22 protein-coding genes, 2 tRNA genes and 1 other annotated feature are annotated in these 23,711 nt (G+C 46.9%); of the genes, 15 read left to right on the plus strand and 9 right to left on the minus strand.

All coding sequences use genetic code 11. The features are described 5' to 3' along the window. The 4 genes from QUB68_RS02250 (at window position 1) to QUB68_RS02265 (ending at window position 6,260) form a co-directional block, all read left to right on the plus strand. Window positions 1-1,035 carry a ParA family protein gene (locus QUB68_RS02250; protein WP_332988980.1) on the plus strand — a complete coding sequence of 345 codons (1,035 nt, stop codon included), beginning with the start codon at window positions 1-3 and terminating at the stop codon, window positions 1,033-1,035. Between the two features lie 9 nt (window positions 1,036-1,044). Next, entirely contained in the window at window positions 1,045-1,647 is a 603-nt protein-coding gene (locus QUB68_RS02255) for a HEPN domain-containing protein (protein WP_332988982.1), read from the plus strand. Between the two features lie 92 nt (window positions 1,648-1,739). After that, complete coding sequence (locus QUB68_RS02260) at window positions 1,740-5,870, plus strand: non-ribosomal peptide synthetase (protein WP_332988984.1); 4,131 nt, start codon at window positions 1,740-1,742, stop codon at window positions 5,868-5,870. 129 nt (window positions 5,871-5,999) lie between these two features. Then, window positions 6,000-6,260, plus strand: a complete 261-nt coding sequence (locus QUB68_RS02265) for a hypothetical protein (RefSeq protein ID WP_332988985.1) — start codon at window positions 6,000-6,002, stop codon at window positions 6,258-6,260. A gap of 317 nt (window positions 6,261-6,577) precedes the next feature. Here the strand turns inward: QUB68_RS02265 and QUB68_RS02270 are convergent, their stop codons facing one another. Continuing rightward, on the minus strand, window positions 6,578-7,957 hold the full coding sequence (locus QUB68_RS02270) for an inorganic phosphate transporter (RefSeq protein ID WP_332988986.1): 1,380 nt from the start codon (window positions 7,955-7,957) through the stop codon (window positions 6,578-6,580). Window positions 7,958-8,024: 67 nt separating this feature from the next. Between QUB68_RS02270 and rplS the strand changes: the two genes are divergently transcribed. Next, the gene (gene rplS, locus QUB68_RS02275; protein ID WP_332988988.1) at window positions 8,025-8,411 is read left to right on the plus strand and encodes a 50S ribosomal protein L19; all 387 of its coding nucleotides are present in this window, start codon (window positions 8,025-8,027) and stop codon (window positions 8,409-8,411) included. A gap of 134 nt (window positions 8,412-8,545) precedes the next feature. Then, window positions 8,546-8,618 (plus strand) — tRNA-Trp (locus QUB68_RS02280). Window positions 8,619-8,634: 16 nt separating this feature from the next. On the opposite strand, the gene QUB68_RS02285 is transcribed toward QUB68_RS02280, so the two are convergent. After that, a complete protein-coding gene (locus tag QUB68_RS02285; protein ID WP_332988990.1) occupies window positions 8,635-8,871 on the minus strand; it encodes a hypothetical protein in 237 nt (78 codons plus the stop codon). A 78-nt stretch (window positions 8,872-8,949) separates the two neighbouring features. On the opposite strand from QUB68_RS02285, the gene secE reads away from it, so the two are divergent. From secE to rplL, 6 genes are all read left to right on the plus strand, one after another. Further along, on the plus strand, window positions 8,950-9,183 hold the full coding sequence (gene secE, locus QUB68_RS02290; RefSeq protein WP_265239322.1) for a preprotein translocase subunit SecE: 234 nt from the start codon (window positions 8,950-8,952) through the stop codon (window positions 9,181-9,183). Further along, window positions 9,180-9,818, plus strand: coding sequence for a transcription termination/antitermination protein NusG (gene nusG / locus QUB68_RS02295; RefSeq protein ID WP_332988992.1), 639 nt, complete (start codon window positions 9,180-9,182; stop codon window positions 9,816-9,818). Before secE ends, nusG begins: the two co-directional genes overlap by 4 nt. Window positions 9,819-9,821: 3 nt before the next feature. Continuing rightward, entirely contained in the window at window positions 9,822-10,247 is a 426-nt protein-coding gene (gene rplK, locus QUB68_RS02300; protein WP_265239320.1) for a 50S ribosomal protein L11, read from the plus strand. A gap of 199 nt (window positions 10,248-10,446) precedes the next feature. Beyond that, complete coding sequence (rplA, locus tag QUB68_RS02305) at window positions 10,447-11,160, plus strand: 50S ribosomal protein L1 (RefSeq protein WP_332988995.1); 714 nt, start codon at window positions 10,447-10,449, stop codon at window positions 11,158-11,160. Between the two features lie 109 nt (window positions 11,161-11,269). Next, window positions 11,270-11,441 (plus strand) — a sequence feature (ribosomal protein L10 leader region). A gap of 29 nt (window positions 11,442-11,470) precedes the next feature. Further along, window positions 11,471-12,094, plus strand: coding sequence for a 50S ribosomal protein L10 (gene rplJ / locus QUB68_RS02310; protein ID WP_332988997.1), 624 nt, complete (start codon window positions 11,471-11,473; stop codon window positions 12,092-12,094). Between the two features lie 137 nt (window positions 12,095-12,231). Continuing rightward, entirely contained in the window at window positions 12,232-12,618 is a 387-nt protein-coding gene (rplL, locus tag QUB68_RS02315; RefSeq protein ID WP_332989000.1) for a 50S ribosomal protein L7/L12, read from the plus strand. 319 nt (window positions 12,619-12,937) lie between these two features. Here the strand turns inward: rplL and crtD are convergent, their stop codons facing one another. From crtD to QUB68_RS02340, 5 genes are all read right to left on the minus strand, one after another. Next, window positions 12,938-14,536 (minus strand): C-3',4' desaturase CrtD, encoded by a 1,599-nt coding sequence (gene crtD / locus QUB68_RS02320; protein WP_442923031.1) that lies wholly within the window; start codon window positions 14,534-14,536, stop codon window positions 12,938-12,940. A 135-nt stretch (window positions 14,537-14,671) separates the two neighbouring features. Continuing rightward, entirely contained in the window at window positions 14,672-16,252 is a 1,581-nt protein-coding gene (locus QUB68_RS02325) for a CopG family transcriptional regulator (protein WP_332989002.1), read from the minus strand. Between the two features lie 70 nt (window positions 16,253-16,322). Next, window positions 16,323-16,613 (minus strand): hypothetical protein, encoded by a 291-nt coding sequence (locus QUB68_RS02330; RefSeq protein ID WP_332989004.1) that lies wholly within the window; start codon window positions 16,611-16,613, stop codon window positions 16,323-16,325. Window positions 16,614-16,801: 188 nt separating this feature from the next. Continuing rightward, a complete protein-coding gene (locus QUB68_RS02335) occupies window positions 16,802-18,091 on the minus strand; it encodes a sensor histidine kinase (protein WP_332989006.1) in 1,290 nt (429 codons plus the stop codon). A gap of 15 nt (window positions 18,092-18,106) precedes the next feature. Then, complete coding sequence (locus tag QUB68_RS02340; RefSeq protein WP_332989008.1) at window positions 18,107-20,584, minus strand: MASE1 domain-containing protein; 2,478 nt, start codon at window positions 20,582-20,584, stop codon at window positions 18,107-18,109. Between the two features lie 130 nt (window positions 20,585-20,714). On the opposite strand from QUB68_RS02340, the gene QUB68_RS02345 reads away from it, so the two are divergent. Continuing rightward, window positions 20,715-20,939: a hypothetical protein gene (locus QUB68_RS02345; protein ID WP_332989010.1), complete on the plus strand. Its 225-nt coding sequence runs from the start codon at window positions 20,715-20,717 to the stop codon at window positions 20,937-20,939. On the opposite strand, the gene QUB68_RS02350 is transcribed toward QUB68_RS02345, so the two are convergent. Continuing rightward, window positions 20,936-21,844 carry a phosphodiester glycosidase family protein gene (locus QUB68_RS02350; protein WP_332989012.1) on the minus strand — a complete coding sequence of 303 codons (909 nt, stop codon included), beginning with the start codon at window positions 21,842-21,844 and terminating at the stop codon, window positions 20,936-20,938. The two genes, QUB68_RS02345 and QUB68_RS02350, sit on opposite strands and share 4 nt — an antisense overlap. Window positions 21,845-21,961: 117 nt before the next feature. On the opposite strand from QUB68_RS02350, the gene QUB68_RS02355 reads away from it, so the two are divergent. Next, window positions 21,962-22,759, plus strand: coding sequence for a pentapeptide repeat-containing protein (locus tag QUB68_RS02355; protein WP_332989014.1), 798 nt, complete (start codon window positions 21,962-21,964; stop codon window positions 22,757-22,759). 270 nt (window positions 22,760-23,029) lie between these two features. On the opposite strand, the gene QUB68_RS02360 is transcribed toward QUB68_RS02355, so the two are convergent. Beyond that, window positions 23,030-23,114: transfer RNA gene (locus QUB68_RS02360), tRNA-Ser, on the minus strand. 216 nt (window positions 23,115-23,330) lie between these two features. On the opposite strand from QUB68_RS02360, the gene QUB68_RS02365 reads away from it, so the two are divergent. Next, entirely contained in the window at window positions 23,331-23,699 is a 369-nt protein-coding gene (locus QUB68_RS02365; RefSeq protein ID WP_332965964.1) for a 2Fe-2S iron-sulfur cluster-binding protein, read from the plus strand. The last annotated feature ends 12 nt before the right edge of the window (window positions 23,700-23,711 follow it).

Below are 23,711 nucleotides of genomic sequence, written 5' to 3' on the forward strand. Positions count from 1 at the left end.
ATGAGTTCATACGCTTTCTGGAACAATAAAGGTGGTGTCGGCAAGAGCTTCCTTTGCTTTGTCGCTGCTTCTGAATATGCTCACAGTCACCCCGATACAGATGTCTACGTAATTGACCTATGTCCGCAGGCGAATGTGTCAGAAACTCTATTGGGTGGGTATCTCACTAGCCCAAATGCAATACATTCTTTGAACACTAAAACTCCGCGTGCGACGGTAGCGGGATACCTTGAAGCACGCCTGAACTCCCCTTTTAAAATGATTGAAGACGTATCACCCTACCTGTGTGAACCTAAACACTTCAATCCGAACATACCAGAAAATTTGAGGCTCGTATGTGGGGACAATCTCCTCGAAATAATCTCTGAAGCAATCCGACAGACATCCCAACTTTCGATACCAATTGATGCTTGGAAACAGGTGTTAAATTGGGTACAGGATCTGACAGTTGCTCTCCGTAAACAAAGTGGTGATCGAGACACCCTCTTCGTCATTGACTGTAACCCTAGTTTTGCGATTTATACACAGCTTGCTTTAGTTGCGGCAGAAGGCATTGTTGTGCCATTTACAGCCGATGACAGTTCGCGTCGTGCCATAGAGAATGTCGTTGCACTTCTCTATGGTATCACCGATGAACATACAGCACCATACGCACGAATCAGCTTTGCAAAACGTGCCAAGGAAGATGGTGTATCTGTACCAAAGTTACATACATTCGTGAGCAACCGGATGACTTTGTACGAAGGAAAAGCGAGCAAGGCATTTAAAGCTGTAAATAAAACTATTAAGCAGACGATGGATGATATATACAACAAGCATCGTCATATTTTTGCAAACCCTAAAGAATCCCCAAGTAGCACCTTTATTGAAATCCCCGATTATCACAGTGCCTGTGTTGTCGCTGCTACAACTGGTACACCCTTACATAAGTTAAAACCTGGTCCCAAGATCATCGCAGGTGAGCGGGTGCAATTGAATCCAGACCCACTGAAAAAATACCGGGATGCACTCGAACAGTTCGTGAATTGTCTTTAGGAAATCGCCGTGCCGTCACCAGCAGCATTGAAGTACAAAACAGCGTCCAACACGGCTAGAACACTTCGCGAAACAGCTACAGATCCCCGCTTGCAACCAATATCGCGCAGTAAAACTCAAGTCTACTATCACTCCGCTCTAGCTGCATTTGTTGCTGTATGGGATGCTTATATAAACGAACTCGTTCGCAATTTTTTCGCGGCCACTGCAAATCCTTTAGATCCCAAATTTCATGCCGTACATTCTATTGCTAGAGATGCGGCGGAACGCGCACTTGAAAGATTCAATACACCAAACTCGGAAAACACGCGAAACCTTCTGATTCAAAACACTGGTTACGATCCTATTGGCGATTGGGTTTGGTCTGCAAGAAGCCTGAGCGGATTAGCCGTTCGGCAGAAGCTAAATGAGATTTTAAGAGTGCGGCACAGTTTTGCACATGGTTTTGCTATTCCCGCGCTTTCTTGGACTCAAACAGCAACCGGAAAAGTTCGGCTTACGGCTAAAGCGATAGACGATGTTGATGTGTTTTTTACACATCTTGTGAATGTTACCGACCTCGGCATGAAGCAGCATATCGAAACGAGTTATAGTCTAGTATTGCCTTGGTAAAGATTTTAATCAAAGAGATGAAATCTTCTATATGTAATATTTAGAGGCTACTTTGTACGCGCTTTCCTTTGAGGCTTGCCTGATAATTTGATATGACTAACTATCTTTCCGACAATTCCCTCCCGGCTGGTGAAGAAAAGCTTAATCTTTCCGAAGAAACAGAAGTTTTCGTCTTCCCAGCATCGTTTGCTCAGCAGCGGCTTTGGTTCCTCAATCAATTAGCACCGGGCAATCCTTTCTACAATGTTTCAACCGCACTTTGCTTAACAGGTTCCCTCAACTTAATTGCCTTAGAGCAAACCTTCAATGAAATTGTGCAGCGACACGAAAGTTTGCGCACTACTTTTGCGATGTTTGAAGGGGAACTCGTGCAAATTATTGCTCCGATTTTCACGGTATCTTTCACTACAATTGACTTACAAACTCTCTCGCCAACTCAGCAGGAAACCGCGGCCCTGCAACTCGCAACCGATGCCGCACAAAGTCCTTTTGATTTGGCCGCCGGGCCGTTATTTAAAGTAACGCTGTTACAACTAGGTGAAACAGAGCATATTTTGTTGCTGAATTTACATCATATTGTGGCTGATGGTTGGTCTATGGGAGTGCTAATTCGAGAGCTGGGAACGCTCTACACGGCATTTGTTAAAAACGGGCGATCGCCCCTCGCAGCACTTCCCTTGCAGTACGCAGACTTTGCAGAATGGCAGCACCAATATTTGCAGGGCGAAGTGTTAGCAACTCAGTTAGCTTATTGGCGCCAGCAGTTAAGCGGAATTACTGCGATCGATCTACCGACAGACAGACAAAGGCCGGCGGTTCCCTCCTACCGGGGCGCCAAAGAGTCGATCGCACTATCTGCCGCTTTAAGTAACTCAATAAAGTCACTGAGCCAGCAAGAAGGCGCGACTCTATTTATCACCTTGCTCGCGGCTTTTCAAACTTTGCTGTACCGCTATACAGGACAAGCTGATATTGCAGTAGGAACGCCGATCGCCAATCGCAACCTGAGCGAAATAGAAGCATTAATCGGTTTTTTTGTCAACAGTTTAGTGCTGCGCGCCGATCTATCGGGAAACCCCACGTTTTTGGAACTATTGCATCGGGTAAAAAACGTCGCCGTCGCAGCCTACGCGCACCAAGATTTGCCCTTCGAGAAGCTGGTGGAGGAATTGCACCCCGATCGCGAATTGAGCCGCAATCCCCTGTTTCAAATTAGTTTCAGCCTGCAAAACACTCCTGTAGCAGCGCTGGAATTGCCGGGAATCGCTTTTAGGGCGATTCCCTACGGGATAGCTACGCTTCACGACTTTGACACCGGAAGCGCCAAGCTGGATTTAGAGTGCAACTTGTGGGAAGATGCAGGAAGGATTCACGGGCAATTTATCTACAGTACGGACTTATTTGATAGCGCCACAATTGCGCGGATGGCGGGGCATTTTCAAACGCTACTCGCAGCGATTGTTGCTAATCCCAAACAGCGCCTCAGCGACTTGGCTTTGCTGACAGCACCAGAATCCCAGCAATTATTAATTGATTGGAATCACACTCAGAGAGATTATCCGCAAAACCAGTGTTTCCATCAGTTATTTGAAGAGCGAGTCGAACTCGCGCCCGATGCTGTCGCCGCCGTCTTTGAAAACCAGCAGTTAACCTACCGCCAACTCAACAGCCGAGCCAACCAACTTGCACGTTACTTGCAGCAATTGGGAGCAGCACCAGAAGTTTTAGTGGGCCTTTGTGTAGAACGTTCCTTAGATGCGATCGTCGGAATTTTAGGCATTATCAAAGCAGGCGCAGCGTATCTGCCTTTAGATCCAAATTATCCTCAACAGCGCCTCAACTTCATGTTAGCAGATGCTGGCGTGTCGATTTTGGTAACTCAGCAGCACTTAGCAAAAAACTTAACTGCGCCGGAATATCCAGTAGTTTGTGTGGACTCCGACAGAGAAATTATCGCCCGACAAAGCCCAGCAAATTTAACTTTAAATATCATACCAGAAAACCTGGCTTATGTCATCTACACATCCGGTTCAACCGGAAAACCAAAAGGCGTTTTAATCGAACACCGCGGACTTTACAACTTAGCTTTAGCTCAAATTGAAGCTTTTAAATTAAACTCAAATCACCGCGTTTTGCAATTCGCCTCCCTGAGTTTTGATGCCTCGATCTTTGAGATTGTCATGGCCTTGGGAAGCGGAGCCACACTTTACTGTGCCGCGAAAGAATCTTTGTTACCAGGAACAACATTAATTCAATTTTTGCAGGACAATGCTATTACCCACGCTACCTTCCCGCCTTCGCTGCTAGCTGTGCTTCCAGACGCCGAACTTCCCGCACTGCAAACAATTATCTGTGCTGGCGAATCCTGTTCCTTGGATGTGGTAAAACGCTGGGCTTCCGGGCGGAGGTTTTTTAATGCTTACGGCCCTACAGAGGCGACTGTGTGGTCGAGTTTTGCTGAAATTGGCGATGAACTGCGGGATAGCTTCGCTTCACGCCAAAAACCCCCAATCGGCCGCCCAATTGCCAACACTCAACTCTATATTTTAGATGAAAATTTACAGCCCGTACCCGTCGGAATTCCCGGTGAATTGTACATCGGCGGTGCTGGTTTAGCGCGAGGCTACATCAACCGCCCCGAATTAACCGCTCAGCGCTTTATTCCTCATCCGTTTAGCGAGAAACCAGGAGAACGAATTTACAAAACAGGTGACTTAGCTCGCTATTTAGTCGATCGCAATATTGAGTTTTTAGGCCGCACTGACGCACAGGTAAAAATTCGCGGGTATCGCATAGAATTAGGAGAGATTGAAGCGCTGCTGGTGCAGCATCCAGCAGTCAAAGAAACAGCGGTGGTTGCTGAGGATGATTTGTCGGGAAACAAGCGCCTAGTTGCCTATGTCGTCGCCGATCGCGATCGGGCGCTCAATCCCTTGGAAATGCGGAGTTTTCTCAAGGAAAAGCTGCCCAATTACATGATTCCCCATGCCTTTGTGGCGATCGCATTTCTGCCCCTAACTCCCAATGGCAAAATCGATCGCCTGCGCCTCAGATCACCGGATAATCTCACTAGCAGTGCAACAGATAAAAGCTGCATTGCACCTCGCACGCCAACCGAATCAACCCTCGCCAAAATTTGGTCGGAAATCCTCAACACCGAGCCCGTTGGCATTCGCGACAACTTCTTCGATTTGGGTGGAGATTCCCTGCTGACAATTCGCCTGATTAACGAGATTAACCAGCAATTTGAACGCGAGTTGCCACTATCATCTTTGTTCTTAAATCCGACAATTGAAGGTTTAGCAGATTCGCTAGATTCAGGAACAAAATCTGGGGAATGGTCGCCTTTAGTCGCAATCAAACCGCGCGGTAAAAATCCGCCTTTCTTCTGCGTCCATCCCATCTTTGGCGTCGTATTTCCTTATTGCGAGTTAGCATTTCAGCTAGGAGAAAATCAACCGTTTTACGGGCTGCAACCAAAGGGGATTGACGGCGAAACTGCTCCGCTAACTCGCATTGAAGATATGGCGGCTGACTACATTGCAGCCTTGCGTACAGTTCAACCAAAAGGGCCGTATTTTTTGGGAGGTTGGTCTTTTGGGGGTTTGGTGGCTTTTGAGATGGCTCAACAGTTGCTTGCAGCCGGAGAGGAAGTGGCTTTGCTGGCTGTGCTGGATACTTTAGCACCGGTTGCTGCTAACAAACCTTCTGTTTGGGACGGTTGCAAGTTTATTCTGACTACTGTTTCGCGCTCTATCTGGCCTTTTGTAGTCGATTATTTTCGCTTGGTGGCTGCGGCGGAAAATTTGCAAATTGGCGGTATTGCTGGGCGGTTTCCTAAGTTAAATAAGCTGCTTAATTTTGTAGCTAAATTTTGGCATGGCTGGAATTGGAAACAGGCTGTTATGGTTAGCATATTATCTAAAGAATCAACAGAAAAAAGCTGGCGCGAGCTGGCAATTCCCTCAATGTTTACTGTATTTCAGGCTAACAGTCAAGCAACTCTCAGCTATGTACCGAAAATTTATCCGCACCGAATTACTCTGTTTAGATCGGGGGAAAAGCTAAGCATGAGTCATCAAGATCCGACTCTTGGCTGGAGGGATTTAACGACGGCACAAGTAGAGGTGATTCGAGTTCCTGGGAATCACCTTACTATGTTGAGAAAGCCCTGTGTCGAGGTACTGGCTCGACAGTTACAGCATTGCTTGGAGCAGAAGTGATTGAGCGGTCGTTGGGCTTGCTTGTTCGCAGAAACCGGGTTTGATGTGCTCCATTGCTATTAGTGAAGTGGGCAATCTGATGTCCGGTAAAATCACGGTTATCACGTTTGTAGTTAGGATGTAAAAAAATTGCGCTCGCCCGAAGAACACTTTGTGCAACTAGAAATCATCATACAGCGCCACGCCGCAGCACTCGAAGCTGAAGTCAGAGCTTTGCAAGCGGATGACGAAACCGCCAACTGGCCTCCTGACTGGAAGCGTTACTATAATTGGCGTTTCTCTCAAATTTTCGCGTCTGTGAAAATTTTTCGCAATTGGGGTGCAGATGCTGCGGCTTGGAAACTGTTGCCTTCGCGAGTTTATCCCAACCGAGGTAATCAGAAAGATTAGTCATCCCGATTTTATAGAACCCATTTGATATCTATTTTGCGTAAATCTCAGAAACCGGGTTTCTCTCTATATTTCTCGTCACCAAACCCAAAAACTCGTAGAAACCCGGTTTCTCGACATCAGCGTAAATCTCACAAACTGGTTTCTCTCTATATTTCTCGTCACCAAACCCAAAAACTCAAAGATGTCAAATGGGTTCTATAAAAAGCGTTTTTCTAGGAGTGCGATCTTCCCGCTCGCTTGCGTATCTAGCGAGCAATATGCTCGCACTCCTATGAAAGCTCTGATTGGGATGCTCCCGTGTCATCTGCGTTTCACTACAATCTCAAATCTAAAATCCATTGAGCGATACTGAAAATGCTAGCACCCAAACCGGCGGCGATCGGGATTGTCACCACCCAAGCCGAACCAATTGACTGCAAAGTTTGCCAGCGTACCGATTTCCAACCTTTAATCAGCCCGACTCCCACAACTGCACCGACTAAAGCGTGGGATGTGGAAACCGGCAAACCCAAGCGGGATGCTAATAATACTGTGGTAGCTGTGGCTAATTCCGCGCAAAATCCGCCGCTGGGTTGCAGTTGGATGATGTTTTCGCCGACTGTAGCGATCACTTTTTGACCCCAGATGGCTAAACCGATGACGATTCCTGTACCTCCGAGGACTAAAATCCACAGAGGAACGCTGAAATCCTCTAGGGGAAAGGAGCCTGTACGCTGGATATAGGCGATCGCAGCCAAAGGCGCAACGGCATTACCTACGTCGTTGGAACCGTGAGCAAATGCCACAAAACAAGCGCTTAACACCTGAAATCTCGCCATCTGTTGCTCGATCGCAGAGTGAGAGAGTTTGCCAGATGGGGAAAATATTCCCTCTTGCTTCTTCTTTCTATCCGTTACATCCGTTACATCCGCTACAAAATCCGCTGCCGAACCTTCCTTCTCTAAGTTTTTCCAACTATTGAATGTAAGCCCGATCGCCCCCAGACTCCCAATGCCGATTGTAATATCGTGAATTGGCAGATTCCAGCCAAATGTATCGCGCGCGAAGTCGATCGCCCCTGTCTGCACAAAAGCCACATCGACAATAGACGGCAGTACAATTATCCCGAAAACGCTCAGCAGTGCTGCACTCAGCCAAGGTATCCACTCGCGCAGTTGCAATAGAGGATCTGGGCGATCGAGAATCCAATGCTTCACCCCACTGTAAAATAGGGCGGCTAAAGCACCGCTAGCAAAAGGTGTCGCCACCCAAGTTAGCGATATCCTGCCGATTATCGGCCAGTCAACGGCATGAATTCCGGCTGCAACCCAGCTAAAACCTGCGATCGCGCCCACCACCGCATGGGATGAAGAAACCGGCAAGCCTCGACTGGTAGCGATTTGCAGCCACAAGCCACAAGCTGCCAGCACTGAAACCATCCCGATTAAAAATACCTGCGGTTTTGCCACAAACACTTCTGCATTCACAACTCCTGTTGCCAGAGTTTCGGAAACTCCTTGCCCGAACAGTGCTGCGCCGGAAAACTCCAGTATCCCTGCAACAATTATTGCTTGCCGCAGCGTGAGCGCCTTCGAGCCTACGGATGTCCCCATCGAGTTCGCCACATCATTGGCCCCCAAGTTGGCGGCGACGTACAAGGCTAGTATCGCGATCGCCCCCAGTTGCAGAAATTCGACCCCAGAACTATTTAACATAGAAGTTTTTTGAGATAAAACTGGCAGTTCGATATATGATAAGGGATTGTGAGTTTTAGGAAATCCTATGAAAGGCGCAGCAGAAATAATCCGTTCGCTCGAAACGGCAGAAATAAATAGAGTCAAGGTAGAACTCAGCAAAGTGCTCCCCGAAATTTACGTCGGCGACACAGTTCGAGTCGGCGTGAGAATTAAAGAGGGCGCGAAAGAACGGGTTCAACCCTACGAAGGCACTGTGATTGCCATGCGTAACGGCGGGATTAATGAAACAATCACCGTGCGCCGCGTGTTTCAGGGCGTGGGTGTGGAACGGGTGTTTTTGATTCACTCGCCCCGCATCGCTACTGTCCAAGTCATGCGCCGCGGTAAAGTCCGTAGAGCCAAACTTTACTACCTGCGCGATCGGGTGGGCAAAGCTACTCGCGTCAAACAGCGGTTCGATCGCTCCCTGTAGGAATGCACCCAGCTTCCTCTTGGTTGATGCAAAATGGGAAATTGAAAAATTTCAAAAAAAAGTTTCCCATTTTCGAGCGCACTGTGTTAAAATAGGAATCTAGAGGTTAAGCGAGTTTCAGCAACCTCACCTGTGCGCTCTTAGTTCAGTTGGTAGAACGCAGGTCTCCAAAACCTGATGTCGGGGGTTCAAGTCCTCCAGGGCGCGCTGAATCACCAAAATTTTAATTCTGCCCGAAAGCGCCCGGATAATTGGCTGGAAACAGCCAAAACCGCAGACTTTCGGGTAGAATTAATTTTTGTGGGCGGTTCGCAAAAAATGCCATCAACAAATGTTCGGTGTGGCAGATCGATCGGCCAAAAGGGCGATCGGCATTTACATCGTTGATGGGTTGAGCTTGTAAAAAAGTGCTGGCTTTGGATTTGAGATTTTGGACTTGGGCGTAAGTGGTTAGTGTCAAAAAATCAGATAGCCGCGAGCCACTCACAAAATCTAAAATCTAAAATCTAAAATCTAAAATCGCAAGGGGGATTCAATCGTGGCGAAAAAAGACGAAGCTCAACAAACTCCAGAAATGACTGCGCCTGGGTTTGACCCTGCGGGTTTTTTAAAGGAAACTAGAGAAGAACTCGATAAAGTGGTTTGGCCGAGCAGGCAGCAGCTAATTAGCGAGTCTTTGGCCGTGCTTTTGATGGTAATCCTTTCAGCAAGCCTGATCTATTTGGTGGATAACTTCTTTAACTGGGGCGCGGGAAAGGTGTTTGGGCCATGACTTTTGCATCAGAAGAATCTGAGTATTCCACAGACGCGACGGGACAGCCAGCATCGCCAGATGTGCCGGAGATTGACGCTCGCTGGTATGCTGTTCAAGTTGCCTCTGGCTGCGAAAAGCGGGTGAAGGCAAACTTGCAGCAGCGGATTCAAACCTTGGATGTTGCCGATCGCATCGTTCAAGTCGAAATTCCGCAAACTCCGGCGATCAAAGTCGGCAAAGACGGTTCCCGGCGGCAGTCAGATGAAAAAATCTTCCCCGGCTACGTACTCATTCGTATGTTTATGGACGAGGATACGTGGCAGGTGATCAAGAATACCCCGAATGTAATTAATTTTGTCGGGGCAGAGCAGAAACGCCGCTACGGGCGCGGCAGGGGTCACGTCAAACCGCTACCTCTAAGTCATTCGGAAGTAGAACGGATCTTCAGAAACGCTCAGGAATCAGAACCGGTTGTCAAAGTATCGATGGCGACAGGAGACCACGTTGTGGTACTTTCCGGGCCATTTAAGGATTTTGAAGGTGATGTGATTGAAGTGAGCCCGGAACGGAACAAGCTCAAAGTTTTACTCTCGATTTTTGGGCGCGATACGCCTGTAGAATTAGAGTTCAATCAGGTTCAGAAACAGAACTAACTAATGGCAAAGAAAGTTGTTGCAGTAATTAAGTTGGCGATTACGGCGGGAAAAGCCAACCCAGCTCCTCCGATCGGCCCGGCATTGGGTCAGCACGGCGTCAATATCATGATGTTTTGCAAGGAGTACAATGCTAGAACCGCAGACCAAGCAGGTCTGGTGGTTCCGGTAGAAATTTCGGTTTTTGAAGACCGCAGTTTTACGTTTATTCTCAAAACCCCCCCGGCGTCGGTTTTGATTCAAAAAGCTGCTGGCATTGCTAAGGGTTCGGGTGAACCTAATCGCAAGCAAGTAGGGACAATTACACAGGCTCAGTTGCGAGAAATCGCTGAAACCAAGATGCCTGACCTTAATGCTAATGATGTTGACGCTGCTATGAAAATTGTGGCGGGAACAGCTAAAAACATGGGCGTGGCGATCGCTGATTAAGGCAAGTTCGGCAACGGATTGTGTAACGGATTTAACGGATTTAACGGATTTAACAGAATCTAAAATCCCAAATTCTAAGTCGATTCAGGGGGAGAAGTAATACTTCGCTAGGAATCGCAAATGTTTGAGATTTGAAATGAGCGAAACGGTTCAATTCTTCAATCTCAAACCTAAAATCAACTGACCCCAGGAGATAACAATGACAAAGAAAGTATCCAGAAGACTGCAAGAACTTCAAAAGAAAGTTGAAGAGAGACCTTACCTACCGCTGGAAGCTCTGCAACTTTTGAAAGAAACAGCAACCGCTAAGTTTGGCGAGTCTGCTGAAGCTCACATCCGTTTGGGAATTGACCCGAAATATACTGACCAACAGTTGCGGACAACTGTATCGCTGCCAAAAGGCACTGGTCAAGTAGTCAGAATTGCGGTGATTGCTAAGGGCGAAAAAGTTAAAGAAGCTCTGAATGCTGGCGCGGATATTGCTGGTTCTGAAGAGTTGATCGAGGAAATTCAAAAGGGCATGATGGACTTCGATTGCCTGATTGCTACCCCAGACGTGATGCCGTTGGTGGCCAAATTGGGTCGGTTATTGGGCCCGCGCGGCTTGATGCCTTCTCCCAAAGGTGGCACGGTGACAACTGACATTGCTCGCGCGATCAACGAGTTCAAAGGTGGTAAACTAGAATTCCGTGCCGATCGCACAGGCATCGTTCATGTTATGTTTGGCAAGGCAGCTTTCTCAGCGGAAGATTTGCTGGTTAACCTTCATGCTTTGCAAGAAACTGTTGACCGCAACCGCCCTTCTGGTGCGAAAGGTCGCTACTGGCGCAGTTTGTACGTATCCGCAACCATGGGCCCATCGATCGAAGTCGATATCAGTGTCCTGCGCGATACGAAAATTGATGCTGGTTAGAAGGTATTGAGCATTCGGCAGAAGGTAAAAGACAGCTTCGGCTGTCTGTGTAAATCTCTCACGAGATTTACATCATACCCTTGCTAATGTCTGCCGGATGGTGATAGCCTAATCGAAAATCCATAAGCTGAAGACCGCAGGTGCCGAGCGCTTAATTTCCTGCCGAGGCTGAAGAAATAAAAACTCAAGAAAATCAATTAAAAAGTTCTATCTTTTAATTCCTAATTCTTAATTTTTAATTCTCTGCCCCGGCTCTAAGGTTGGGGTTTTTGATTGGCAGTTTGAGATCCTAAAAGGAGGTGAAATTAGTATGGGCAAAAGTTTAGCAGTAAAGAATGAGATTATTGCAGGTCTCAAGCAAACCTTGAGCGAATCTCAATTGGTAATCGCGATCGACTACACGGGCTTAACTGTTGCTGAAATAACAGATTTGCGGCGGCGTTTGCGTCCGAAAGGCAGCACTTGCCAAGTGGCAAAAAACACGCTAATGCGAATTGCTGTTGAAGGCAATGAAACATGGCAGCCGATGCAGGAATTGTTGACTGGTACGTCGGCATTCATGTTCGTGCAAGAAGATATTGGCGGCGCGATTAAAGCTTACCAAGAATTCCAAAAAGCTTCTAAGAAGAGTGCTCTTCGCGGCGGCGTGATGGAAGGACGGGTATTGAGAGAAGCTGATGTTAAAGCATTAGCTGATCTGCCGTCGAAGGAACAACTCATGGCTCAAATTGCTGGCGCTCTCAACGGTGTCGCAACCAAGTTGGCTGTGGGTATCAATCAAGTTCCTACTTCGATCGCGCGCGGTCTCAAAGCTTATGCTGAAAAAGACCAGAACGGTGATTCAGCAGAAGCAGAAGCACCCGCAGAAGCACCCGCAGAAGCAGAAGCAGAAGCACCCGCAGAAGCACCAGCAGAAGCACCCGCAGAAGCATAAACTGCTTAGTCATTAGTCATTAGTCATTAGTCATTAGTGTTGATTGACGCGCTAACGAATGGAGACAAGAGACTAATAATTAACGATCGATCCAAAATCCAAAATCCAAATCTACAATCGAACTAGGAGTTTAACGAATGTCTACTGCAACCGACGAAATCTTGGAAAAATTGAAGACTCTGAGCTTGCTCGAAGCTTCTGAATTGGTCAAGCAAATTGAAGATGCTTTTGGCGTCAGCGCTGCTGCTCCTGTAGGCGGCATGATGATGATGGGCGGCGCTGCTGCTCCTGCTGAAGAAGTAGAAGTACAAACTGAGTTCAGCGTAATTCTTGAAGAATTTCCTGCTGACAAGAAAATCGCAATTCTGAAAGAAGTCCGGGCGATTACCGGTCTGGGTCTGAAGGAAGCGAAAGACTTGGTAGAAGCCGCACCGAAGGCAGTTAAGGAAGCTCTTGGTAAGGATGCTGCTGAAGAAATGAAGAAACAGCTTGAAGCTGTGGGCGCAAAGATTTCTATCAAGTAGTCATAGAATGTAGCCGACAGGTTTGAACCTGTCGCTACGAGACCTCAGTTTGCTGGTGCAGACTGAGGTTTTTTTGGGTTGGTGCGATCAATCGACAAATTTCGAGACTTGTAGGGGCGGGTTTAGCGCGAAATCTGAACCAACAGCAGACAATTTTAGTACAAAACCCGCCCCAACCCAACGACAGGATTTTATTCTCTTGGCAGTTACCGGACATGATAACAGTCACAGATCCGCAAAGGCGGGTTTTGTTCGGAGATTGTGCCCTACATTCAATGTTGCGCGCTAAACCCGCCCCTACAAGTTACTCACCCAATTATCAAAATTCTGCTTCCATTTGCCGCACGACTGTTAAAGCAGAATAGGAAACACCGGCAGTTCCTTCTCCGGGATGGGTGGAATCGCCGACTAACCAGAGGTTTTTAATTGGCGTGCGGTTGGCAAATCCGAAGGGGCCGAAGTTTGGTACTCGCTGGCCAATGCCGCCGACAACGCCTTTATCGCGCGCTGTGTAGCGGGCAAAGGTGCGAGGCGTGGCTGATTCTTGGTGTACAATTTTTTCGGGTGTTAAATTAAAGTATTCGCTTAAACGGGCGATCGCCCCTTCAGTATATTTTTGCTTTAATCCTTCATAATCAGCCGAATTCCACCACATTCGAGTATCAGTAAAAGACGAAGCGATAATTGTCGCCATACCTTTTGGTGCGCGGCCATCGCCAGGATGGCTGACAGAAACAAATAATGAATTATTCTCCCCAATCTCGCCGTCGTAGTCGTAGAGAAACTGCAAATGCGGCGGACAATTTGCCGGAATTGCGCTTTCATGCACTCCCAAATATATGACAAATGCGCCGGATGCGGGCGGCAATTTATCAACTCGATATTTGTAGCCTGCCATTTGATTTGGCAGTTGGTTTGTTGTCTCTGAAGTTTCTGATTTATCTGTTGAATTTGCGACAACAGACTGATTTGACATCAATTTTACTAGATTTTGGGCGGTCACGTTGGCAACAATACGATCGCCAGTTTCTGTCCAAACTTCGCCTGTTTTTTGATTGCGAATCACTGTAGCGGTGGCTTTACCGTTAGTGGTGACAATACTTTCGACTGTATGCCGCAACAGGACTTTGCCGCCGTAGAGTTCGATCGCACTTACCAGGCGATCGCTCAATACCTGCATACTTCCTTGTAGATGATACAATCCCAGCGGCGCTTGGCTTACTCCCAAAGCCGTCGCCGCATAAAGCAGCGCCGTTTCTTCAGTATCAACTTGAGAATACAATTTTAACTGCAAATCCAGAAAAGTTTTCAAGCGCAAATTGTCGCCCAACCCGCAAAGCCGCAAAGCATCTCCCACCGTCATAAAAGTGAAAGGCAAAGTAATTAAAGTATCGGGGCGAACTGCTTGAATTAACTGCCAGAAATCCCATAAGTTTCTGGGCGGTAAAACTGGATCGCGCCCTTGAAAGTTCCAGCTAGCTTGAAACAATGTAGACAATAATTGCCAAAAAGGTTCGCTTCCGGGAAACTGCCGCTGTCTTTCTTCCTGCCATTTTTGCGGATCTCGCCACACGCTAATCGGTGCGGTTTCTCCAGGCAAAATTACGGCACAAGCGGGATCGCAGGGTGTGGCGGCGGGAAGTTCGATGTCTAATTCTGAGAAAATTCGGTGGTGAATGCCTCCGGGTTCCAAGCCTGCAACCTGCGTCGCGCCGACATCGAAGGTAAAGCCTCGGCGTTTGAAGGTGGAAGCGCATCCTCCGGGGACGATCGCCTGATCTAACACTAGCACTTGGTATCCTCTGCGGGCGAGCAGGGCGGCTGCGGTTAGCCCGCCGATGCCGGCGCCAATTACCGTGACGCGGCCCTTTGTGTCTGCTGGACTGGATTTGCTCTGGGCGGTGCGATCGATCATCATAATTTATTTATTGTAATATTTCTTAATATTATGCTCATATTTAGCAAGAAAAAGCTCTTGCAGCGACAGGTTGAAATCTATCGCTACAAGAGCACTCGTCCGAGTTGAGAGGACTTTTCAGGCGCACCCGGAGAATCAGGGACGGCGCCACTTATTGAGATAAGCTTCGCCAATCGTAGCCACAGCTTGCATTTGACCTAGTTCTTCTCTTAAAGCTTTGATTGTTCTTAGCTGTTCTTGAGACTGTTGCTGCAAAGCCTCGTAATTTCGCTGTTTTGCAGCACTTTGGCTCAATTGATCTTTTAGAGAGTGGAACTCGGTCAGTTGAACTTGCAAGTTGCCGATCGCACTTGACGTTTCTGCTAACTGGTGCTGCAAAGCTTCGTAACTCGACTTCGACACGGTTTGCTGCAATTGGCTTTCGAGATTTTGCTTTTCGGTAGCAAATTGCTCGTGCAAAGATGCGATCGCACTTTCTTTGTCGGCGAATTGATGCTGCAAAGATTCCAAATCGCTCGACTTGGAGGCTAATTGCTGCTGCAATTCCTGCGCCCAATGTTCTTTCTCGCCGAATTGATGCTGCAAAGATTCCAAATCGCTCGATTTGGAGGCTAATTGCTGCTGCAATTCCTGTTCGCGATGTTCTTTGTCGGCGAATTGCTGCTGCAAAGTTTCGTAACTTGACTTCGCTACAGTTTCCTGCAATTGGCTGGCGAGATTTTGCTTTTCGGCGGCTAATTGCTGCTGTAAAGATTCCAAATCGCTCGACTTGGAGACTAATTGCTGCTGCAATTCCTGTTCGCGATGTTCTTTGTCGGCGAATTGATGCTGCAAAGATTCCAAATCGCTCGACTTGGAGGCTAATTGCTGCTGCAATTCCTGCGCCCGATGTTCTTTCTCGGCGAATTGATGCTGCAAAGATTCCAAATCGCTCGACTTGGAGGCTAATTGCTGCTGCAATTCCTGCGCCCGATGTTCTTTCTCGGCGAACTGCTGCTGTAAAGATTCGTAACTTGACTTCGCTACAGTTTCCTGCAATTGACTTTCGAGATTTTGCTTTTCGGCGGCTAATTGCTGCTGCAAAGATGCGATCGCACTTTCCCGTTCACTCAACTGCTGCTGTAAAGATTCGTAACTTGACTTCGCTACAGTTTCCTGCAATTGGCTGGCGAGATTTTGCTTTTCGGCAGCTAATTGCTGCTGCAAAGATGCGATCGCACTTTCCCGTTCACTCAACTGCTGCTGTAAAGTTTCGTAACTTGACTTCGCTACAGTTTCCTGCAATTGGCTGGCGATATTTTGCTTTTCGGCGGCTAATTGCTGCTGCAAAGATGCGATCGCACTTTCCCGTTCACTCAACTGCTGCTGTAAAGTTTCGTAACTTGCTTGCAGGGGATTTGGCTGTACAGCCGAGTCCAATAGAGTTTCTGCCGTTATAGCGTGATTAATGTCGCTTTCTTCGGCTGTTTCCCCTGGCAACTGGGCGGTCTCGACCGCAGTTTCTTCACCTTTTTTCCAAGTGACACTAACCTCACTCTTGTCGGTAGAAATAGCCAGATTGCCTTTTGCCAAGCGTTCTAGGAGTTCCGACCTTGATATTCCGAGTTTTCGAGCGATCGCATTCAACCGATCGGCACTAAAAGGAGTCAGCGAAAGTCCGATTTTGACTTTGCTGTCTGGAGTTGAACTAACTACATTGCGACTTTTTTTTACCATTGGCATTTTCCTCATGCCAACCTACACTTATTAGTATAGTGGCTGAAGCTTCTATTAAAATCAATTTTTGTTACTTATCAATTGTGGCAGCTTCTGTTCCCAATCTAACAAAAATTCGTGAATATACTCGCTTAGTCGATTCCTCGCCGCAGAACCGCTTAAACATTCCGCGGGCCGGGTCTTTTTCGGCACGGTACCGCAGATGGCGCAGTTGAGCTGGTAAAATACTATCTAACTTTGCGCTATCTGTCACGGGTTCGGCGCGATCGACTAAATCTAAATCAGCAGCCAAATAGTCTTTGAATTGTGCGAAAACGTCAGTCTCCACAACTTCCGTTACCTTGGGGCGACTCCACAGCAATGCCGGCTTGGAAAAACTGCTTCGCTGACTCGGGAAATCCTCACCCTAGGGGAGGTGCGGTGTATGAGCTTGAAAAAATTGTGCGATCTGTCGAGTATACTTAGCCTGGTAGTCAGCGTCACCGCCAAACAGAGGCTGCACATCCAGAGCAATTAAATAGCCACCGGGGATCGTTCTAAATTATCGCATTAGTCGATCGGCAGTGCGATCGCAAATTCCGCCCCCTCACCCAACACAGAAGAGCAAGTCAAACAACCGCCGTGTATTTCTTCCACTATCTGGCGGCTAATAGACAAACCCAAACCCGTCCCTTGACCAACTAATTTCGTAGTAAACAGGTGGTCAAAAATCTGCGCTTTTACATCCTCTGAAATCCCCTCACCGTTATCTTTAATTTTAACGACAACACTTTCTGCGTCTTCAGTTAATTCTGTGGTAATAGTAATCGTATTAGGAGCCGCTTCAATTTCATGATAACTGCGTCCGTAACTGCACTCATTTACAGCATCGATCGCATTTGAAAGCAGATTCATAAACACCTGATTTAGTTGTCCCAAATAGCATTTTACCGGGGGAATATTACCATATTTCTTGATAACTTTAATTTCGGGACGAATATCTTGAGCTTTCAGGCGGTGCTGCAAAATCATCAGCGTGCTGTCGATGCCGTCGCAGATGTTAGCCGAGACTTTCACCGTCGTATCGGCGCGGGAGAAGGTGCGGAGGGAAGTGCTGATGTTGCGCAGGCGATCGCATCCCATCTCCATAGATGACAACATCTTTGCTGTATCGTGCAACACATATTCTAAATCAACGTCTGCGGCGTGGAGTTCAATATCTTTCCCCGGATTCGGACATTGTTGCTGATAAAGCTGCAAATGGTCAATGATGTCTTTGAGCGCCAAATTCAACTCCTTGATATTGCCATAAATAAAACCCACTGGATTGTTAATTTCGTGAGCGACACCAGCGACTAAATTGCCCAAAGCCGACATTTTTTCGTTCTGGATTAACTGAAGCTGCGATTGCTTGACTTGTACCAAAGCAGCAGTTAGTTCCGCCGTGCGTGAGGCTACTCGCTGTTCTAATTCTTTATTCAGATTTCGCAGTTTCACGTGAGTATTGACACGCGCCAAAACCTCCGTTTCTTCAAAAGGTTTAGTGATATAATCAACAGCACCTAGCTGAAATCCTTTAATCTTATCTGCTGTATCCGACAAAGCCGTCATAAAAATTACAGGAATATCCCTTGTAACTGCTGAAGCTTTGAGGCGGCGGCAGGTTTCAAACCCGTTAATTCCCGGCATCATCACATCCAGTAAAATTAAACTCGGCAGTGTATACTGAACTTGCTTGAGAGCTCGATCGCCGTCAATGGCGATCGCAACTTCATAACCCGCATCCGTCAACGCCTCGGAGATCACGTCCAGATTAGCAGGCGTATCGTCTACTACTAAAATCAACTCAGCTTCTGACATAAATATTTTCCCCAGTTAGTTCATATACTGCTTGAGCAAGTCTTCGATTTTATCAGCTTGAAAGCTCTTTGCTAATTGCAGAATTTGCTGCATAAATTGAGTATAACCCTTGTCGAGTTGTGCGATGCGCTTAGCTTCTTCAGTCAGTTTTTTCAAGCGGCCCTGCTGCGCTAATTTCAGCAACAAAACTAAATCTTCCGGTGCAGGAATTGTCATTGCTGAAGTTGCCAGAGGTAAATTAGATATAGGTTTAGGTGCTAATTGTTCGCCAGTAGTTTCAGTTGAGGCTGTCTGCTGGTACTTCCATTTAATTTGCAAATGCTTTTGCACGATCGAAAATAATTCCTCAAGCTGCACCGGCTTCGGCAGAAAATCATCACCGCCAGCATCCAAACTTTTTTGCCTGTCCATCTCATAAACAGATGCTGATGAGACGACAGTAGGCAAGTGTTTTAATGATTCAGAACTCCGCAACTGCCGCAGCATTTCAAAACCGTCCATCACAGGCATCAACAAATCAGAGATGATTAAATCTGGCTGGATTTGAGCTGCTTTCGCTAACCCATCCTCGCCATTTTCAGCTTCGACTACCGCAAAACCAAGCGGTTCCAGCAGGCTAACAATCACTGAACGATTCTGCCAGTTGTCATCGACGATGAGAATAGTTTTCTGAGTTCCCTGATAGCCAAGAATCTGCTTCCCGGTAGCGGTGGCGGCGGCATTTACCCAGTCAGCAGCTAACGGAAAATCGACGGTAAAAGCGAAGGTGCTGCCGCTGCCAAAATCACTTGCAACTTCAATTTCACTACTCATTAAATTAACAATTTTAGTGCTAATTGCCAGTCCTAATCCGGTTCCTTCTGTTTTGCGGCTGGTATCTCCTACTTGTTCAAAAGGTGTAAATATTTTTGATAACGAATCGGGAGTCATGCCAACACCTGTATCTTCAATCTGGAACCGAATCGAGCGATTTTGGATTTTGGATTTTGGATTGGCGATTGCAGATTGGGAATACGGCGATGACTCACATTTCATGACTTCTACCTTGAAAGTTACGCTGCCTTGATCGGTAAATTTGACCGCATTTCCCAGTAAATTAATCAATACCTGGCGCAAGCGTTTTTCATCGGCTTCTATGCCTTCGGGAAGTTCAGCATCGGGGAGATAAATCAAGTCAATCTGTTTTTGTTCGGTGCGGATGCGAACAATTTCAACAATACTTTGCAAGAAAGAGGGGAAATGAAAAGCTTTTGAGTGTAAATCTAATTTGCCTGCTTCGATTTTGGAGAGGTCGAGAATGTCATTAATTAGTGTCAAAAGATGGGAACCGCACTGGTGAATAATGCTGACACCGTTGCGCTCTTTTTCTCCCCAAGATTGGGAACGGTTCATGATTTGAGCGTAGCCCAAAATGCCGTTCAGGGGAGTGCGAAGTTCGTGGCTCATATTGGCGAGAAAGTCGCTTTTCGATTGATTAGCATTATCAGCTACTTCTTTAGCTTCTTGCAGTTGGGCTGTGCGTTCTTCTACTCGGTGTTCTAACTCGTTATTCAGTTTTTTTAGTCTAGCTTCTGCCTGTCTATTTTCGTTAATTACGGCAGATAAAACAAAGGTTGTAACGGCGACTACACCGATAAAAGATTGCAGCAGCAACAGCGATTCGTTGACGGATGGTCTGACAAAGGAACCCAAACCGCGGGCTGTTCCAAAAACTGCGATCGCCGAAACAATCACCACCAGCAAAGTCGATTGCCGCGATCCGAATCGAAATGCCGACCAAATCAGCAGCGGAATCATCATGTACTCGATGGGGTACTTTTGCCAAAAAGCAATTCTGGTGATAACAACCAGCAACAGCAGCAAAATCGCAAATTCGGCTATCTGTTGCGGCCGAAGTTTTTCGGACTGCTTGGATTTCTGAGCCCAGGCGAGGATTGCTGGCGTCACAATCATCGTACCAGTAATGATTCCTGTAAACCAACTCCGCCAAACTTCTGGGTAAGCACTCCAGGGACTAATTCCTCGCTGACACAGTACGGTAGCGGCGAGGGTGCTGCTGATCAAAGGCGTGGGTATTTGCAGCAACAGGAATCTGAAAACATCCTGCGATCTATCTAGTAAATTTCGGTGTTTAACAAAGTGATTAATCAGAAAACTTGCTGCTAACGAGTCAGCACCATCGCCAAGAGCAATTAAACCACTGGTTAAAAAGTCTTGCGGGTAAGCACTTGTTACGTTAACCAGGAATTCGCCGAGTATGCAAGCAGGTAAAATACGTGGGCCTAGCAGCAGCAAACTAGCTAGAGAAAGACCAGCTACCGGCCAAATTGCAGAGACACCATTTTGGAATGATAGAAATATGGAGATTTGACCAAGGCTGAAGTTAATCGCCGTCACTATTAGTGATGCTATCAGTATTTTTGGGTCTGGTCTAAATGAAAACTTCTCTTGGTTGGTCTTTTTTTGCCCTAGCTCTTTTAGAAATTTTTGCATTTAAGTCAAAATTTAAACAATATGCAATTAGGATACTCCAGATTTAGGTTGGTTGGCGGTGATGCCGATCGCACTTCTGGTAAAGTCAAGATATGCAATCTCCGTGCAATTACCGACTAGCCATTTATCTGTGACTCTCCAATTAAGCGTCAAAGCCAAAGCATTAATCTCCAAAGCCCGGATTGTCAGCTTAGCCGCCTGGAAAAATTCGCGTTATCCCGCAGCAATCCAACTGATTCAGGCTGCTGACGGCGCAGGCCACGATCTCGCCGATGAAGATTTGCAACAACTTCACTCATCGGAACTAATATCTGTTAATATTTGCCAGTTCCTGTGCAACAATTTGCAGCCCTAATTCTCCCGCGCATAGAACCCTAAATGATTAGAAATTGGACGTTCCTGCATGGGAATTTTGTTCTGAATCGGAGCATTCAACAGTTTTGCTCCTGATGGTGATGCTACTGCCAAAGTTACCGAACCACCACCGTCCAAATTCAGCACTGTATCGGCTCCCAACTGCATCGAAATCTCTGTGATTTCGCTCAACTTCAGCCCTTCGCTGTAAAGCCTCTGCTTACCGTCTGCAATAATGAACCACAATTTTTCGCCTTTTTTGTCGATCGCCGCAACTGTTCGCGGATAAGGTTTATCATCCTTGCTTTTTTCCGGGTTTTGTGGTACAGATTTGCCATTTTTCACCAGCACGGTATCTCCCGCAACCGCATAGGCTGTTCCCTGGGGACAAGTGCCGTTTTCGATTATTTGAGCGCGGTTTTTGGCATCAAAACAAAGGGCGGGAAATTTTGGATCTGGTTGGGAATAAGCTTGGCTTTTGCTAATGGTGTGTCCGACATTATTGACTCGATCGCCACTGCGGGGATAATAATCCCAAGGTGCTTCTTCGATGCAGGTATAAAAGAAATTGGCGTTGACTGCTAGTTGCAATTTGAATTCTTTGAGAAATTCAGTAGCGGTGCGAGCGTTGGTTTCTGTTAAATCGGGTGTGGCGCTTCCGGGAGTGACAAAAATTCCGATTCCTGGGGCCTTGAGATCGATGCTAACAATGTGAATTATGATGGGACGCGGATTTGAGCGGAATTCCCTGCGGTAGGCTATTCCTTGAAAGAGCGATCGCACTTCGTTGGTTTGTGCTGGACGCGAAAAGTAGGGAATGTTATAAATTAGTATTGGTGCGAGCAAGATTCCGAAACCGAGAATGTGTGCAATGTGTTTGATTTTGAGCGGATTGGTTAGTTTCATTTTGTGAGGGATATTTTTTAATGAACCGCGTTGGCGCAGCCTGCGCGAAGCGCTTAGACGCAAAAGACGCAGTACGCGAAGCAGCGCGTAAGCGCTAGGAAGAGATGAGAGGGAAATATGAATCATTCGGATGTCAATAATTTTAGCAATCAAGTTTTGCGAAATCGATCGTTCAAAGGACAAGTTTTGAATGGTGCGGATTTTGGCGGTGCGGATGTTCGCGGCTGCAATTTTAGAAATGCTCAGTTGGAGGGTGCGAATTTTATTGGTGCGAAAATTGGGGTTTCTGGGCGACAGATTGCTGTTTTGAGTGCTGGGGCGATCGCGATTTGTGTGATTGTGGGCGATGTTGTGAGTCGGCTAATTTTGAGTACCCAAGGACAAATACCGGAGTCTCGGAGTTGGTCTTTTGTGCTGTTGCTGTATGGGGTTTTGAGCGCTGCTGGGATTGCTGGGGCGATCGCCCGCACACAGCCACCAACCTCAAAAATCGGTAGATTTGCGGGGACAATTTCTGCTATTCTATCAGGGGCTTTGTTGGGATTTTTCTATGCTGGGACTGCAACTAACAATAATTCTCAGGCTGCTGTGGCTGGAATGGCGATCGGCGGGGTGTTAATGTTTTTTGTGAATTCCCGGATTCGTCGCCAATTTGCTAAGGTGGCGATCGCTGCGGCCCGAAGTGTTGCGACTTATGCAGCAGCTTTTTTGTTTTCTGCAACGGCTAGCGCTTTTTTGAGCACTCAGAAACTGTTTTTGGGTACGTGTTTCGGCTTGCTGTCGCTGCTGTATCTTTGGTTGGCGTTGGTGTCTTTCTCTGCTATTGTTGGAGAGATTGCAAATGCTGAGGGTACTTCGTTTCGAGGGGCAAATCTCATCGGTGCTAAGTTCGATCGCACTGATATCTTGCACTAATTTTAGCAAGGGGCGAGAAGCCCGTTCCATAGCTATTTGATGTTAGCAACGGGCTAGAAGCCTGCCCCTAAAATACTCAATTTTCTGGTGGGTGGACTTCTAACCTGCACCTAAAATACTCAAATAGCCCGTAATTTACACTCAAAAATATAAAAGCGATCGCCCCAGACTTTTATCAAAAAAACTCAAGGGCGATCTAATTAAAGTATTTATCTCATACAAGAGATTTTTTTTTACAAGCTGTTATTTTTTCCCTAACAGCTTGAGTAACGGAGAGGGAGGGATTCGAACCCTCGTTAAGTTGCCCTAAACACACTTTCCAGGCGTGCGCCTTCAACCGCTCGGCCACCTCTCCAGGGCTAAATGAAACCATTCAGCCACAGCTAAACTATCTTAGCAGAACAAATCTGATTTGGGAAGGGGTAACGGCATAAATTTGTTGTTTAATGTGGGTAGGGTGTCAAACGGGCGGGTAGGATTCTGCTTCCCTGTGTGGCAAACCCATTCACATCAAGGATTTGACCCCCAAATCCCCAATTCTTCAATCTAAAATCTAAAATCTAAAATCCCTATGACTCGCTCTTACACAATTAAAATTCATAACAGACAAACGGGCGATCGCCACACAGTGCGAGTACCCGAAGACCGCTACATCCTGCAAAGCGCCGAAAACCAAGGCGTAGAATTGCCCTTTTCCTGCCGCAACGGCGCTTGTACCGCCTGTGCGGTGCGCGTCAAATCGGGGGAACTGCACCAGCCCGAAGCCATGGGACTTTCTGTGGAACTGCAAAAAGAAGGTTATGCTTTGCTGTGCGTCTGCTATCCCCGTTCCAACATCGAGGTAGAGACGCAAGACGAAGATGAAGTGTACGAATTGCAATTCGGCCGCTATTTCGGTAAAGGTAAAGTTAGATTCGGTTTGCCGTTGGATGAAGAATGATCTCAAATCTGG

It is taken from the genome of Microcoleus sp. A006_D1, assembly GCF_036702805.1.
Lineage (GTDB): Bacteria > Cyanobacteriota > Cyanobacteriia > Cyanobacteriales > Microcoleaceae > Microcoleus.

Bases quoted from the DNA above. Each gene is read 5' to 3' on its own strand.
- QUB68_RS02250 (WP_332988980.1), top strand. From the start codon at position 1: ATGAGTTCATACGCTTTCTGGAACAATAAAGGTGGTGTCGGCAAGAGC.
- QUB68_RS02260 (WP_332988984.1), top strand. From the start codon at position 1,740: ATGACTAACTATCTTTCCGACAATTCCCTCCCGGCTGGTGAAGAAAAG.
- QUB68_RS02270 (WP_332988986.1), bottom strand. From the start codon at position 7,957: ATGTTAAATAGTTCTGGGGTCGAATTTCTGCAACTGGGGGCGATCGCG.
- rplS (WP_332988988.1), top strand. From the start codon at position 8,025: ATGAAAGGCGCAGCAGAAATAATCCGTTCGCTCGAAACGGCAGAAATA.
- nusG (WP_332988992.1), top strand. From the start codon at position 9,180: ATGACTTTTGCATCAGAAGAATCTGAGTATTCCACAGACGCGACGGGA.
- rplK (WP_265239320.1), top strand. From the start codon at position 9,822: ATGGCAAAGAAAGTTGTTGCAGTAATTAAGTTGGCGATTACGGCGGGA.
- rplA (WP_332988995.1), top strand. From the start codon at position 10,447: ATGACAAAGAAAGTATCCAGAAGACTGCAAGAACTTCAAAAGAAAGTT.
- rplJ (WP_332988997.1), top strand. From the start codon at position 11,471: ATGGGCAAAAGTTTAGCAGTAAAGAATGAGATTATTGCAGGTCTCAAG.
- rplL (WP_332989000.1), top strand. From the start codon at position 12,232: ATGTCTACTGCAACCGACGAAATCTTGGAAAAATTGAAGACTCTGAGC.
- crtD (WP_442923031.1), bottom strand. From the start codon at position 14,536: ATGATGATCGATCGCACCGCCCAGAGCAAATCCAGTCCAGCAGACACA.
- QUB68_RS02325 (WP_332989002.1), bottom strand. From the start codon at position 16,252: ATGGTAAAAAAAAGTCGCAATGTAGTTAGTTCAACTCCAGACAGCAAA.
- QUB68_RS02335 (WP_332989006.1), bottom strand. From the start codon at position 18,091: ATGTCAGAAGCTGAGTTGATTTTAGTAGTAGACGATACGCCTGCTAAT.
- QUB68_RS02340 (WP_332989008.1), bottom strand. From the start codon at position 20,584: ATGCAAAAATTTCTAAAAGAGCTAGGGCAAAAAAAGACCAACCAAGAG.
- QUB68_RS02350 (WP_332989012.1), bottom strand. From the start codon at position 21,844: ATGAAACTAACCAATCCGCTCAAAATCAAACACATTGCACACATTCTC.
- QUB68_RS02355 (WP_332989014.1), top strand. From the start codon at position 21,962: ATGAATCATTCGGATGTCAATAATTTTAGCAATCAAGTTTTGCGAAAT.
- QUB68_RS02365 (WP_332965964.1), top strand. From the start codon at position 23,331: ATGACTCGCTCTTACACAATTAAAATTCATAACAGACAAACGGGCGAT.